General features: G+C 58.4%; 13 protein-coding genes. 5 read left to right on the top strand and 8 right to left on the bottom strand.

Annotated elements, in window-relative coordinates; all coding sequences use genetic code 11:
- Positions 1-510: 510 nt before the first annotated feature.
- The gene (locus tag MP439_06360) at positions 511-1686 is read right to left on the bottom strand and encodes a zinc-dependent metalloprotease (protein ID MCI2975681.1); all 1176 of its coding nucleotides are present in this window, start codon (positions 1684-1686) and stop codon (positions 511-513) included.
- A 304-nt stretch (positions 1687-1990) separates the two neighbouring features.
- On the opposite strand from MP439_06360, the gene MP439_06355 reads away from it, so the two are divergent.
- From MP439_06355 to MP439_06345, 3 genes are all read left to right on the top strand, one after another.
- Positions 1991-2500, top strand: a complete 510-nt coding sequence (locus MP439_06355; GenBank protein MCI2975680.1) for a molybdenum cofactor biosynthesis protein MoaE — start codon at positions 1991-1993, stop codon at positions 2498-2500.
- Entirely contained in the window at positions 2493-2681 is a 189-nt protein-coding gene (locus MP439_06350) for a hypothetical protein (protein MCI2975679.1), read from the top strand. Before MP439_06355 ends, MP439_06350 begins: the two co-directional genes overlap by 8 nt.
- 66 nt (positions 2682-2747) lie before the next feature.
- On the top strand, positions 2748-3662 hold the full coding sequence (locus MP439_06345) for a rod shape-determining protein (protein ID MCI2975678.1): 915 nt from the start codon (positions 2748-2750) through the stop codon (positions 3660-3662).
- Here MP439_06345 and MP439_06340 read toward each other — a convergent pair.
- Genes MP439_06340 through MP439_06325 form a run of 4 tightly spaced genes read right to left on the bottom strand, consistent with a single transcriptional unit; the run spans position 3653 to position 6525 of the window.
- Complete coding sequence (locus MP439_06340) at positions 3653-4234, bottom strand: HEAT repeat domain-containing protein (GenBank protein MCI2975677.1); 582 nt, start codon at positions 4232-4234, stop codon at positions 3653-3655. The two genes, MP439_06345 and MP439_06340, sit on opposite strands and share 10 nt — an antisense overlap.
- On the bottom strand, positions 4224-4958 hold the full coding sequence (gene rlmB / locus MP439_06335; protein MCI2975676.1) for a 23S rRNA (guanosine(2251)-2'-O)-methyltransferase RlmB: 735 nt from the start codon (positions 4956-4958) through the stop codon (positions 4224-4226). The genes MP439_06340 and rlmB overlap by 11 nt, the downstream gene beginning before the upstream one ends.
- Positions 4955-6034 (bottom strand): 2-C-methyl-D-erythritol 2,4-cyclodiphosphate synthase, encoded by a 1080-nt coding sequence (ispF, locus tag MP439_06330; GenBank protein MCI2975675.1) that lies wholly within the window; start codon positions 6032-6034, stop codon positions 4955-4957. The genes rlmB and ispF overlap by 4 nt, the downstream gene beginning before the upstream one ends.
- Before the next feature lie 11 nt (positions 6035-6045).
- Positions 6046-6525 carry a CarD family transcriptional regulator gene (locus MP439_06325; protein ID MCI2975674.1) on the bottom strand — a complete coding sequence of 160 codons (480 nt, stop codon included), beginning with the start codon at positions 6523-6525 and terminating at the stop codon, positions 6046-6048.
- A 78-nt stretch (positions 6526-6603) separates the two neighbouring features.
- Between MP439_06325 and MP439_06320 the strand changes: the two genes are divergently transcribed.
- Positions 6604-7374, top strand: a complete 771-nt coding sequence (locus tag MP439_06320) for a Crp/Fnr family transcriptional regulator (protein ID MCI2975673.1) — start codon at positions 6604-6606, stop codon at positions 7372-7374.
- On the opposite strand, the gene disA is transcribed toward MP439_06320, so the two are convergent.
- The 3 genes from disA to MP439_06305 form a co-directional block, all read right to left on the bottom strand.
- Positions 7291-8391, bottom strand: a complete 1101-nt coding sequence (gene disA, locus MP439_06315; GenBank protein ID MCI2975672.1) for a DNA integrity scanning diadenylate cyclase DisA — start codon at positions 8389-8391, stop codon at positions 7291-7293. The genes MP439_06320 and disA overlap by 84 nt on opposite strands.
- A 4-nt stretch (positions 8392-8395) precedes the next feature.
- Positions 8396-9670, bottom strand: coding sequence for an AAA family ATPase (locus MP439_06310; GenBank protein MCI2975671.1), 1275 nt, complete (start codon positions 9668-9670; stop codon positions 8396-8398).
- A 306-nt stretch (positions 9671-9976) separates the two neighbouring features.
- The gene (locus tag MP439_06305) at positions 9977-12466 is read right to left on the bottom strand and encodes an ATP-dependent Clp protease ATP-binding subunit (GenBank protein MCI2975670.1); all 2490 of its coding nucleotides are present in this window, start codon (positions 12464-12466) and stop codon (positions 9977-9979) included.
- A 581-nt stretch (positions 12467-13047) separates the two neighbouring features.
- Here MP439_06305 and MP439_06300 point away from each other — a divergent pair.
- The gene (locus MP439_06300) at positions 13048-14046 is read left to right on the top strand and encodes a polyprenyl synthetase family protein (protein ID MCI2975669.1); all 999 of its coding nucleotides are present in this window, start codon (positions 13048-13050) and stop codon (positions 14044-14046) included.
- Positions 14047-14134: the final 88 nt, after the last annotated feature.

Raw genomic sequence — 14134 nt, 5'->3', positions numbered from 1 at the left:
CCCACTTTCTTTGCTATCTCCTTCAACTAACAACCACCTCCTTGGAGTTTCAAGGGGCCGTCTCGCCAGGGGGACTACAAGAAAGCGAAATCTAAAGTTCGTGCTCGAGGCGACAATAATTAGTCCTTCTGATTCCCCGCATCAGACTAAGGGCGCGCAACCAAGGCTGCAAGAAACGTTCGATGACTCACGAGACGGTCCAACACAAGCATTACATGCATCTGTGGTGTGCGCTAGTTCATCAGGACTAAGGACATAGGATCGGCGTGCACCAGAGGGCTGCCAACATCTGGCGCCATAGGATGCGAATTTCGGGCTCGCCGCGAACGGCCGCTGGCGCACCGTTCGCACACATGATTTCGTCGGCTCATCGGCTTGACCCCAGTGGTTTGATCGTACTGGTTGCATGAGAACACTTTGAGGACCATCCGTCTTCGATCGAGCGGACGGATCTTGAGCGGATGAGCGAACTGTGGTTGGGAACGCCCTGGAGGTTACGACGTGACGCCGCTAGCCATCTACCGAACGTCGAAGGCGCCAAAGACTAACGTCATCGAACTCCTCAGCACTCGGGAAGCCAGTAGCATCGCTGAGGGCCGCCACGAGCGCATCGATGTCCTCGGTGGAGTCCTTGATCGCACTGGCGAACCGTTCGGCTCGGGCGCGGACCTCAGGAAGGGTAACACCAAACACCGACGCCATCACCGCATGCCCGGGATCCTCATCGATATACTGGTTGATCGCCTCTATCCAAGCGGTGTTACCGAACACAGCTGGGCCGATCTGGTCGATGACGAGCTCGACAAAGGCTTGCACCACGGCCATCGTTGTCTGGAGCTCGGCTACGTTAGCCACCTGTGCAGGACTCGATGATTGTTGCAGCATGGCAGAGGGGTCAAAGTTGGCAAGAAAATTCGGGTCCGACATCGCCCCCTCGGCAAAACTCTCCATTATCCGGTTGGTATCAGCTTTGAGGTCCAACAGGTAGAGCCGGAGTTCTGTGTCCAGTCGATCGAGAATAACCGGCTGGGCCATCACGCGGGCGACGATCAGCTCACGCATCGTCCAATAGAGCGCCACCTCATCGATGGGTACATCGACAGCGTGTGCGACCCGTTGAACGTTCGCGACCACGATACCGCGTTCACCGGTCGTGGATAACGGAAGTAGGAGGTCTTGAGAGCCAAGCGCCGACAACGCATAGTGACCAACGAGCGATCCAACCTGAGCGTTCGAGAACATGGGACCGAGAGAGGCTGAGAGCGAGGCAGCGAGCGAGGCAAAGTCCATGTCGGAACCCAGGGAGAGATCCATCGAACCAGCTGGCGAGCTCAGTGAGGCGCCACCCGACAGGGCCGAGGCAAGCAGATCAAGATAGGCCTTCAGCTCATTAAGCAGCCGTTCCGCAGTATCCACCGGGCGCTCGACCACGAGATGGCGCGTCGGAGCGGCCAGCTCGGATAAGAAGCTGACGGCCTCTAGGTGGCGACTAGCAAGATCGAACAGTGACTCTACCCTGGTGCGTTCGCTCATGGCTGGCAGCTCATTGGCACCATCGTTACCAAGCGCGAGCCCCATGAACTGCCGTCGCAGACCCTGAGGGTCGACGTTTGCCGATCCGATCGCCTTCATGATGTCATCCATCATGAATTGAAATGGGTTAATCGGCTCTTCGGAATCAGCCACCGTTACCTCCACCACATTGATAGCACCGCTTAAGAGTGTAGCCTAACGAAGGCCACCGAGAAGTTTCTCTTACGATCACGTTGACGACTCCGTTCAGTTATGAAGCCTCAAAGCGTTGAACTGGGCGACTGACCAGCTGAGATCCTGCTTAGAAGCTAGTGTGAATACCTCCACCAGGCACCGGATATCGGGCCAGCTGGCCTATCCTTTTAGATGACGATCGCTGTGATGGTACCTCGCTTAACGGGGATCCACATGAGTGACGGCAAGCATGATACGTGCAGAGCGAGGAGGCGTAGGTTCAATGGAGACACCACGGCAACAGTCTCCGTGGCGTGAGCAGACGGCGAGCCGATGGCTCGAGGTTACCGATGCAACACTCCAGGTAGGACCGGCGTACGACTTTCTCAATCGGGTCGATGCTGGTGCCGTCGTCCTCTTCTCAGGAACCGTGCGTACCTACTCCGCTGAGATGGATGACGTAACCGCTATCAATTACGAGGCCTATCTCGACCTCGTTGCCGAGCGGTTCGGTGAGATCGCTACGACCATCGAGCGCAGCTTTGATGAGGTGCGCGCAGTCGTGCTCATCCACCGCATTGGCGAGGTGCTCCTGGGTGACTCCAGCGTGCTCGTCGGTTGTGCTGCCGGCCATCGTGACGCTGCCTTTGGAGCGGCGCGATATGGAATCGACACCATCAAGGTAGCCGCCCCAATTTGGAAACAAGAGGTGAGCTTGACCACCACCCAGTGGTCGAACACCGCCCATCCCTTGCAAGACGTACCATCCCCCATGAAAGGCCCCCATGACTGAGTTACTCTATGTACTGATCCCTATCGGCTTCGTTGTGATCGTCGGCGTGGTGAGTTCGCTCCACCGAGTCAAGCCGGTCTCCATCGATGAGGGCATCCGGTCCTTCGAGGGGTTGCGAAGGGCGCTCGATCGGCGTCAAGGGGCCGAATCGTCTGCCGGTACGCGGAAACCCCGCTCGTAAATGGCGCTTATCACCGTCGACATCGGAGCCGCAAACACCCGGATCCAGGTCGCAAACGAGCCGATCATGACCCTTGCCTCGGAGGCTGCCTATGACCTTGATCGCAAGGAGGTTCGGGTTATAGGATCCGAGGCAGCCCAAGAGGTGCTGCGCAGTGGCTCGAAGACCAAACTCGTCAAGATCATGCAACGGGGAGCGCCGGCTGATCCCGAGGCCGTCAGCGGCTTCTTGAAGCTCGCGCTGCGCTCAATCGGGGTTCGTTCATTCGCGCGCTCCGAGGTTCTCTTCAGTGCGACCACTCATGCCTCCCCACTCGACACCGCTTCGCTGAAGCGCTGCTTTGAGGATTTGAATGCAAAGCCGGTCACCCCACTCGAGACGCCGATCGCCGCCACGGCGGGCATCAACGAGGACGTACTCGGAGAGGTCGGCACCATGACGGTCGTGCTCGGTGAATCACTCGTTGAGGCCGGCATCGTCTCGTTTGGCAAGCTCGCCTCCCGCGCGAGTGCCACCGCAAGCGTGAGTACGCTTCGACAGGCGATCCGCGAATCCGTCAAGGCCACCTGTGACCTCGTCATCTCCGAAGAGGTCGCCAATGACATCCTCACCCAGCTTGTCGACTTTGAGCGCGCGCATCGTGGTGCTCAGGCCAAGATCTGGGGGCGCAGCCTTGCCAATGGTGAGAGCGCCAGCGGTATGATTCTTGAGGATGTGATCTTCGCATCCATTCTCCCGACCTTGGACCTCATCATCCAGACGATTACCGACTGCATCACCAAGGCGCCCAACCAACTGGTGACCGACGTTGCCGATCGAGGACTCTGGCTTCTTGGTGGCGGAGCCCATCTCGTCGGTCTCGCCGCTGAGCTAGAGCGAAGGCTCGGCGTCGAGGTTCATTGCATCGCAGAACCCGAGCTCGCGGTGGCCCGAGGGCTGTCGGTTGTCCACGCGACAAACCCAAAAACGATCTACTGGTAAGGATCTCGCTCGAGGTCAACGAAGAGCTGGCGGATCTGCGCATCACGATCATTGCGCAGCTCCTCGACCGCCCTCGTCAGTTCATCAGATTCGAAGGCAACCGAGACAACCAAGGCACGCCTCCGAAGGTAGACGTTCTTTGATCGCAGGGCTTCAATGACCACCGGGAGGCCACGCTCGTCGCCAATCGCACCAAGGCTGGCAAGGGCGGCCTCACGCACCAGCATCTCCTCGTGACCGCTGGCTAACGCGATGAGCGTCGTTACCAGCGAAGAATCCTCGAGTTCGCCAGCGACGTAGGCCCCGTATTCGGCGACGAGCCACGAGGGGTCTTGCATCCACTGCCTCGCAAGCTCTGACGTTAGCAATGCACGAGGAACCGCCGTAACGGCGGCGATACCCACCCGCTGATCTGGGTGTGCAAGGGCAACGGCAAGCAATGCTTCGTCTGGGCCAAAACGTCGCTGATAGGCACGATGACCTTGGGCGAGCAACTCGTCGGGCAGCGTTTCGAGCAAGGCCGCGAGCTCGTCGCGATCGGCCACAAGCAGGGCTTTAGCGTCATGAGACACCGCGTGCTCCAGCAATGGTAAACAAAGCAACTGCGGTCGCCGCACTCACATTCAGGGAGGCAACCGATGGTGCCATCGGTATCTTGGCCAGGAGATCACAGCGTTGTCGGGTTAAGCGCGACAACCCATCCCCTTCAGCCCCGACCACGAGGGCCAACGACTCGGTGAGAAGGTTGCACTTGGCAAGCTCGGTCTCGGCCTCAGCAGCCAACCCCACCGTCCAAACCGACCGTTGTTGGAGCTGCGCAAGCGCCGCCGGGATGCCGGCAACAACGCTGAATCGGAGGTACTCGATGGCACCAGAGGCCACTTTGGTGACCGCCGGAGTGACGAGTGCCCCGCGACGTTCGGGCAGGACGACCCCGTCAACGCCAGCAGCAGCAGCGCTCCGGAGAATCGCGCCGAGATTTTGCGGGTCCTGAACGCGATCAAGTACGAGAATAAGTACCCCTGGTTCGGCGAACTCGATAAGCGGATAGGATCGTAACGGCTCGACGAGCGCGAGGACCCCTTGGGGTTGTAATGACGACGCCCGATCCTTGAAGGCCGTCTCGGAGACCTCCCGAACCCGTATGCCTTGGATCTCGGCCAGCGCTACAATCTCGTGATCGACCGCGTGGCGCACAAACCATAGCTCGTGTACCTCTCGCCGATTGGCCCGCAAAAGTTCGATGACCGCCCGACGGCCCTCGACCTGGGTCCCACCAAGGCTCCGTTCGCTCATCTCAGCAACGCGATCGCCAACGTCGCGACCCCAAGTCCAGCACCGAGGTCGCCAAGACCTTCGGCCCGTTTGGCCTTCACCAGCGTTGGTGCTCCAAGACACTCCTCCAAGGCGTTGCCGAGCACACCAAGTGAGGGCCCAAGACGAGGACGTTCAGCTATGACCGTCGCGTCCACAGAGTGGATGCGATAGCCCTTCGCCTCGACCACATCACGGCATCGACCTAAGAGATCCATCGAGTCAGCACCATGAAGAGCAGGGTCCGTGTCCGGAAACAGGTCACCAATGCCACCGACACCAGCGGCGCCTAGCACCGCATCCGCGACGGCGTGCGCTAGACAGTCGCCATCGGAGTGGCCGACAAGCCCGGGAGGGCCAAAGTGGGTGCCGGCCAAGATGAGGTCACCCCCTCCGCTGGCTCCAAACGGATGAATGTCGAAGCCAAGGCCGACCCGAGGGAGTCGGAAGCGGTCAAGGTCGCCCGGTACGGTCACCTTTGCGGCGAGCTCATCCCCTGGCACCACCGACACCGTAAACCCCAGCTCCTCGGCGATTGCTGCCTCATCAGTGGCCTCTCGATGGCTCTCGACGATGGCGGCGAGCACATCATAGTGAAACCCTTGTGGCGTCTGCACACGAACGATCTTTGTCCTGTCCAACGTCCGCACCACGACCGCATCCTCGACCACCTTGAGCGTGTCAACCGACGCCAGCGCGGGAACCACCGCCGCGCACCCACGGGCAAGCGCCGCGACCACTCGCTCAAAGAGCACCTCGGAGGCGAACGGACGCGCGGCGTCATGGATGAGCACGTAATCAACAGTCTCATCAAGGTGACGAAACGCGTTGATAACCGACCCAGTCCTGGTCTCAGCACCAACCGTGTACCGCAGGCCGTCCGCCCCTGGTGGTAGCTTCACCCCAGGAGGAAGTGCGACGACGATCAGATTTGACACCGCACGGGCTCGTGCAATCGCCGCATCGATCAGCGTGACACCGTCAACGCGTTCAAACTGCTTGGGGCCCCCAAAACGCGTGCCTGAACCAGCAGCGACAATCAAGGTTGCGACCGACAACGGTCGCCCCGCTATGCGAGCGCCTTGTCGAGTCGCCCCTCAGCATCTTCAGGAGTGACCGACAGCGCAAAGGTGAGTTCGGAGACCAGTATCTGTCGTGCCTTTGCAAGCATTCTTCGCTCACCTGCAGAAAGACCCTTGTCATTGTCACGGATCGTCAAATTGCGCACCACCTCGGCAACCTGATAGATGTCGCCCGACTTAAGCTTCTCGACGTGGTTCTTGTACCGCCGCGACCAGTTGGTCGGCATACGCGCATCCTTTTTCCCGAGGACGGCGAAGACCTCTTCGACCTCTTCGTCGTTGATCACATCACGTAGACCAACCTCTTCAGCAAGATCAACAGGTACACGAACCGTCAGGTCTCCGTATGCGATCTTAAGGACAAAGTACTCCCGTTCTTCCCCGAAGTCCTCCCGACGCTCCCGATCTTCGATGATCGCTGCACCATGGTGGGGATAGACGACCTTGTCGCCGACTTCAAATGACAATGGAACCGCCTTCCAAGAAGGACATACAGTAAGGATTAACTGAACTTTTCTACTAGTATACCAGCTCGAGGGCAGGGGGTGGATGTGCTCAAGTGTGCTGAAGGTGACGGAGTCGGAACGGTGCTAGCCCTCGTGGCGAGTCATCCGGTGTTTTCTTGCTTCTCCGGAGAGCTGATGACGCCTACTTTTATCGGCTCCCATCTCAAGCACTACCCCAAGCATGGGATACTGTATCGTCACAACACGCAAGCTGAGGACTGCTTCTTGATCTGCTCTGGGCGGATCGGACTGCTCGCCGAGGGGCCATGGGGCAGCCCGTGCATGCTTGGAATCAAGTCACGTGGTGCCGTCGTAGGAGATTTGAGCCTTTTTGACCACTCTTTGAGGACTTCAACCGCCAAAGCACTTGAACCATCCCTGGTGCTTGTCATCCCCTACGATCTCCTACGCAAAAGCCTCGTCGAAAACCCCGAGCTGAGCTGGAGTGTTCTTGGCGCCTACGCGGCCAGGATCCGTGCGAACGACGAACGCCTAGTCGAGGCGCTCAACCTCGACCTGATCAACCGTCTCGCACGACGCCTCTTGGATATCTCTCAAGGTCAAGAACAGTTTGTTCTCGATATTACCCAAGAGGAGATCGCAAGCCTCGTCGGGGCCTCGCGCGAGCGCACCAACAAGGCGTTGATCACCCTGCAGCGCTGTGGTGCCATCGCCATCGACAACCACCGCATCTATCGTGTGCTGGATCCAGACAAGCTTGTGCTCTTAGCGCTCAAGCGGCGAGACGACCGGACTGACGCCAAGAGACTCACGAATCACTCTGGCCCAGTCGGGTCCAATATTATCTAACGAAGCCAGTTCCTCTTCCGGTGCCGAGCGGATGGCCGCCACCGATGGATAGCGATCCAAAAGGGATGCCACGGCTGCAGTAGGGATCCTGGAGATACCATTCAACAGCCTTGAACCCCGCGACGGCAGCGTGAAGAGCGCAAGGTCGCCCTGTTCGAGAGAGACCTCACGGAGTGGTTCGCAGATCGCCTGTCGGGCCACCCAACTCGCAAAGGTCCTCAGATCCGTGACGTCGTCGGTTGATAGCGAGGAGAACGAATCACGAACTGCCGCAATCTCTAGCGGATCACAGTAGCCCAAGAAGTCAAAGATCAGCGAATCGAAACGCTCCTCGAAGTCCAGCGAAATCTCGGCCGACTGCAACGCGAGCAAACGACCATCTGTTCCAAGTTCGAGTAGGTATCCATCGATCTCAGCACCGATACGCCGCACCATCTCCCCTCGCTGCAAGGCAAAGAGCACGTCTCGAAAGGTAACTTGATCATTGAGCTCTAGCGGAGTCAAGTTCGCCAAAACCGATTCGAAGCGCTCTCGATAGCGCTCGAGTGTCGAGAGTGCCTGACTCGCGCGGGATAGCACCGAGGGGATTGGCTGCAAGGTCTGTTTGTGACTGCGATAATACACCGAGATCACCGATAGCTCCTCGGATACGGCGACCACCACGGCATCAACGCTTGAGGCCACCCGCTCAGCCGTTCGATGTCGCGTCCCCGTCTCAGTGGTCACCAATCGTGGATCAGGCATCAGGTGGACGTTGGCTCGAACAATTCTGGTTCCGTTGGCCGAGAGAATGATAGCACCATCCATCTTGGCGAGCTCGAACAGCTTTTGCGGTGAGAAGGCCGCCTCGATAAGAAAGCCACCCGTACAGATCTCGAGCACCTCTGCCGCATCACCCAACACGACCAACGCACCGGTCCCTGCGAGCAAGATACGGTCTAGACCAGCCCGCAATGGGGTGCCTGGCGCGACCTTAGCCAACGCCGTTTGTTGAAATTCAGTGATCGAAGCGCTCATCTGTCTATAAGCCTACCACCTGAAGTCGATCGGACTTATGAAGACCAAGCTCGGTCAATACATCCCGAAGGTATGGCTTGGTCGTAGGCGTAATGATCTCGCGGGATGGAACCGGCAGCGCCTGTGTCAACCCTCGGATGGCGTCATCGGCGATCAGTTCTCCCAACAACCCGATCTCAGCACAGGCGAGCAATGGGCGAGCCAACGGTACCGAGCGGCGCGAACTCACCAACGCGATCGCCAACGCCAGGTCAACTCGCGGATCGGATACTACGCTGCCGCTCGGGATGGCCACCATGACCTCTCGGTCCGCAAGATCAAGATCACAGTGTTTGTCGATCACGCTGAGCAGGTACCGAACCCGATCGGTCTCAACCCCACGGGACAAAAGTCGTCCTTTGGACTTCGCACCAACCAAGGCATTCACCTCAACGATCTGGGCGAGGCGGCCTACTCTCACCCCCGCCCATGCGCGTCCAACCTCGGGGGTTCCCTCAAGACGATTCGACTCCTCAAGCATCCGTACCCCTGTGGCCTCCAACGAGAACCGTCGCACCCCATCACTTGGTCCAAACCGATTCTTGCGAACCAAGACTCGACGAATCCCAGGTGCCCCAGTCGCCTCGAGCATGAGCGACGCATCCACCATGTGCTCGACATAGCGCGGCCCGAGGAGATCGCCATCCTTTGTGACCTGACCAATGACAACCACCACCAACTCTCGCGACTTGGCAAGCTTGACGACTGCGTCAACGAACTCCTTCATCAACGCGACACCGATCGCAAGGGCTTGCAGCGAGTCGATCACGACAAATTTTGCCTCGGTCGTCTCCATCGCCGCAAGGGCCTCATCACTGTCGCGCGTCGCCAGCACCAGTAGCTGGTCATAGCTGCCACCGAGCCGCTCGGCTCGCTGAGCAAGCTGCAACTGTGTCTCTTCGGCGGTAATGTAGAGACTCGATGTCGTCGCCATGATATTGGCAGACAGTCCAAGGATGAGCGAAGATTTTCCAACACCCGGCTCGCCCGAGACCAGCACGACGGAGCCGAAGACGAACCCGTCCCCCAAGAGTTCGTCAAGTCCCACAATCCCCGATGTCAAGCGACGCTCTCGATGTCGTGTGACACGTGCCAGAGGCACTGGAGTTGTCATCGCTCGCGTCAAGCGCGTCGGCTCCGACTCCTCACCAATGAGCCCCCACTCACCACAGGCAAGACACTGCCCTTTCCACGTGAGATGGAGCTCGCCACAACCAGAACAGCGAAACTTTTGCTTCATAGTGGTTGGTTTAGTCCGAGCCTCTGACAACCTGATGTCAACTGCTCACCGTCGGAGGCTTGCCGGCGAGGGCAAGTCTCACCCGACACGGTCGCTGGCTTCGCTGCAAAACGGCCGAAGCCGACGGGATTACCGTCGGCTTCGCAGGAGGCCTATCAGCATGCGGGTCTTGCTAACCATAACCATGACAGAACATTGTATCGGCTGATTGAGCCCCAGACCTCTCAGCCACTCCGTGTGGAGCCGCCGTATCTAGCAAGGCTCAGAACCTCCGATCCATCGTTGCTGTCGCTGCCGGTGGCGAGGTTAGTCAGCGCTGGAGGACTCGGCTAACTCCATCGGAGTTGGATCGACTCCTTCAATCACCCTGAAGACCACCTCATCACCATCGAAATCGACGACCACCATCTCGCCTGCATGAAACTCACGATTCAACAGGCGTTCTGACAAGGGGTCCTCAATCAGTCGCTGAAGCGTTCGACGCAACGGACGGGCGCCAAGCTCCCGGTCATAACCGACCTTTGCTAGGTGCGCACGAACCGACTCCGTCAACTCAATACCAATGCCCTTGGTCTCGAGTTGCTTTTGAATTCGCTTAAACAGAAGATCAACGATCTGCTCAACCTCAGGCTGGGTCAACTCATGGAAGACGATTACCTCATCGATACGATTCAAGAACTCTGGCTTGAAGTGTGACTTGAGGGCCTCGTTCAACTTGATGCGCATCTTCTCGTGATTGACCGCATCGGTGTTCTTCGAGAATCCCACCTGGCTCTTGTGGAGTTCGGCGCTACCAAGGTTTGAGGTCATGATCAAAATGGTGTTCTTAAAGTCCACCGCTCGTCCCTGGGCGTCCGTGAGACGACCATCCTCGAGGATCTGCAACAAGGTGTTGAAGATATCAGGATGCGCCTTTTCAATCTCATCGAAGAGCACGACAGAGAACGGCTTTCTCCGAACCGCCTCAGTCAGCTGCCCACCTTCGTCGTAGCCCACGTAACCAGGAGGCGAACCGACCAGACGGGCAACCGTGTGCTTCTCCATGTACTCGCTCATGTCGAGCTGGATCAGCGCGTCTGGATCCCCGAAGAGGAACTCAGCCAACGTCTTGGCCAACTCAGTCTTGCCTACACCCGTTGGTCCGAGAAAGATAAACGAACCTGACGGACGCCTTGGGTCCTTGAGACCAGCGTGCGTTCGACGGATCGATCGCGACAACGCCGAGATCGCCTCTTGCTGCCCGACGATCCGACGATGGAGTTCATCCTCCATCCGCAGAAGCTTTGCCGTCTCTTCCTCGGTGAGACGATTCACCGGTATGCCGGTCCACATGGCCAAGACTTCAGCAATCACCTCTTCGTCAACGACTCCGAAGCGCTCCTTACCCTCCTCTTTCCACGAGGCCTCCAACTCACTCTTACGCTGAGCAAGTTCGCCTTCCTTGGTCGAGAGCCGCTTGGCTTCGTCAAAGTTCTGTCGGGCGAGCGCTGAGTCCTTGTCCTTACGCGTACGAATGAGATCATCGTCGAGCTTGCGAAGTTCGGGAGGTGACGTCACCCGCTTGATTCGTAGGCGACTACCAGCCTCGTCGATCAGATCGATCGCCTTGTCCGGCAAGAAACGATCGGAGATATAGCGATCAGCCATATTGGCAGCCGCCACCAGCGCCTCGTCGGTAATCGTCACGTTGTGGTGCGACTCGTAGCGCTCACGAAGGCCCTTCAAAATCTCAAAGGTGTCCTCGATCGAGGGTTCACCGACGGTGATCGGCTGGAACCGCCGCTCGAGCGCGGCATCCTTCTCGAAATGCTTGCGATACTCATCAATGGTGGTGGCACCGATCGTCTGCAACTCGCCACGAGCCAACATCGGCTTGAGGATCGAAGCGGCATCGATGGCCCCTTCGGCTGCACCCGCCCCTACCAAGGTGTGGATCTCATCGATGAAGAGCACGATGTTTTCCTTGGTGCGGACCTCTTTGAGCACCTTCTTGAGGCGCTCCTCAAAGTCGCCACGGTAACGGCTACCGGCGACCAACGCACCGAGATCAAGCGTGTAGATCTGCTTGCCTCGCAGCGTATCGGGGACGTCACCTTGCACGATCTTCTCCGCCAAGCCCTCGACGATCGCTGACTTACCAACACCTGGCTCACCGATCAGTACGGGGTTGTTCTTCTGACGGCGTGACAGCACCTGCATCATCCGCTCAATCTCTCGATCGCGGCCGACCACCGGGTCAAGCTTACGCTCTCGAGCCATCTGCGTCAGGTTGCGACCAAACTGATCAAGGACGGCCGATCCACCTGAGTTCTCCTGGCCTGTCGAGGGTCCAACGCCGGCCCCAGCTGGCTGCTTGCCCTCATACGTCGTGAGGATCTGCATGACCTGCGAACGAACTCGCGTCAGGTCAATGCCCAGGTTCATAAGCACCTTTGACCCGGTTCCCTCACCCTCTCGCACCAGGCCAAGGAGCATATGCTCAGTCCCGATGTAGTTGTGACCCAGCTGTAAGGCCTCACGTAACGAATATTCAAGCACCTTCTTGGCACTCACCGTGAACGCCGGCGAGTTCGGGGTAGGTCCAGACGAGGGCTCGGCGAGCTTGACAACCTCTTCGCGAAGCCCTTCAAGCGTCACCCCGAGCGACTCAAGCGCCTTGGCGGCAATACCATCGCCCTCATGAACAAGACCTAGCAATATGTGTTCAGTCCCGATGTAGTTGTGGTGGAGGAGTTTTGCCTCCTCTTGGGCGAGCACTAAAACTCGGCGAGCACGATCCGTAAAACGTTCGAACAACTTCATTGCCTCCTCATCGAGATCCTCCGCTGGAGTGACGCAGCGCATAATCCCGATCTATCTTTTCATCAGTCTAGTCAACACCAACGACAAGCTTTCCATGCCCGCGTAGTTCGCAGACTCTCACAAAACTTAACTCCGCAGCCCCGCGACACCGGAACCGGCGGTGTAGCGCCGTTCCGAAACGACGATGCTTGACCGCCCACCACGATCGTCTCGAGCTCGCGTACCTCGCGCAGGCCAGCTCTTGGGTCGAACGTCACGGCCAGGGCCACAACCTTGTGAACCCACCGCGAGTTGGGCACCTCTGCCTTCATGGGACTCATAAGAGCTAACCATCTGGGTGTTATCGTCCGGTATCGCCCCAAACACAACTACCAATCCAGTCAAGGCGAACGCACTGACCAATGTTACTGCCCGATGCGAACCCACCAACAGGGAGTCCGTTCAAAAACCCCTGCCGATCATGCCCCGTGGGCCATGGTCAAAGCCAAAGATCGAGTACCCGCATTACGTTTACGCCCGCCGACCATCTAGGGTGGAACTCGGTGGAATACGAAATCAGTTTAATCGAACCGTGGATGAGTCGCTCCTTAGCGACCCTCGAAGAGCAGTTGCGCGATGCTGCAACGACCGGTGACCCGATGATCAGTGAGGCGGCAACACACCTGATCGCAGCTGGAGGCAAGCGAGTCAGGCCGATGATCTCGTTTGCAATGGCTCACGCACTTGGCTGGTCTCCAGAGGAGATCGCTTCCTACTCTAATGCTGCGATCATCCAGGGTGCAGTCGCAGTGGAGCTGGTCCATCTTGCATCGCTTTATCACGATGACGTCATGGATGAGGCGAACGAACGGCGAGGGGTACCAAGCGTCAACTTGAAATTTGGCAACCTCATCGCGATCGTCACTGGAGATTTTCTGCTCGCCAAAGCCGCTGGCATCTCGGCGCGGCTGAGCCAGGAGATCGCAACGCTGCTCGCCGATACCCTTGCGCGGATGTGTGAGGGTCAGATCCTTGAGGTCGCGGCCGCCCATCGTCTTGATCGTAACCGCGCGGAATATCTCGCCGCCATCGCAGGCAAGACCGCCTCGTTGATGGCGGCCTCGGCGAGAATTCCAGCGCTCCTTGCTGGTCTCACCGACGACGAGGTAGCTATCTTCACAGAGATCGGCGAATCCATCGGCATGGTATTCCAGATTCGCGACGACATCATGGACATCTTCGCACCCAAAGAGATCCTGAAGAAAGAGCCTGGGCAGGACCTAGTCGAAGGTGTTTATACATTGCCGGTGATTCTCCTCCTCGCCAAGCCAAACGATGCTCAGGCGCTCACAAGGTTGCTCCCGAACGCCAATACCTCAAGGAATCTGCGCCAGATCGCCGAACTCCTGCGCTCCTCGGGTGCGTTGGAGGAGTCGCTCGTGGTCATGGAGCAATACCGCGACCGAGTCGGCGAACTGGTCACAAAGCTCGAACTCTACGACTTCGCCTGGGTGACCAATCTGCTCAACCAGCTGGTTGAGTCGGCACGCTCTGCGGTCGGCCAGGGCATCGGGATTCTGCGACTCGCCACCTGACGCTACCAGGCTACTAGACCCCCAACTACTGTCAAACGATGAACGTCGTACCTCGCCCGAGCGACTGACGATCCAGCACCCGTCAAGG

Origin of the sequence: Ferrimicrobium sp., from assembly GCA_022690815.1 — a bacterium.
GTDB lineage: Bacteria > Actinomycetota > Acidimicrobiia > Acidimicrobiales > Acidimicrobiaceae > Ferrimicrobium.
Note: the sequence above shows the minus strand (reverse complement) of the source record. Positions and strands in the feature narration are given on the sequence as shown.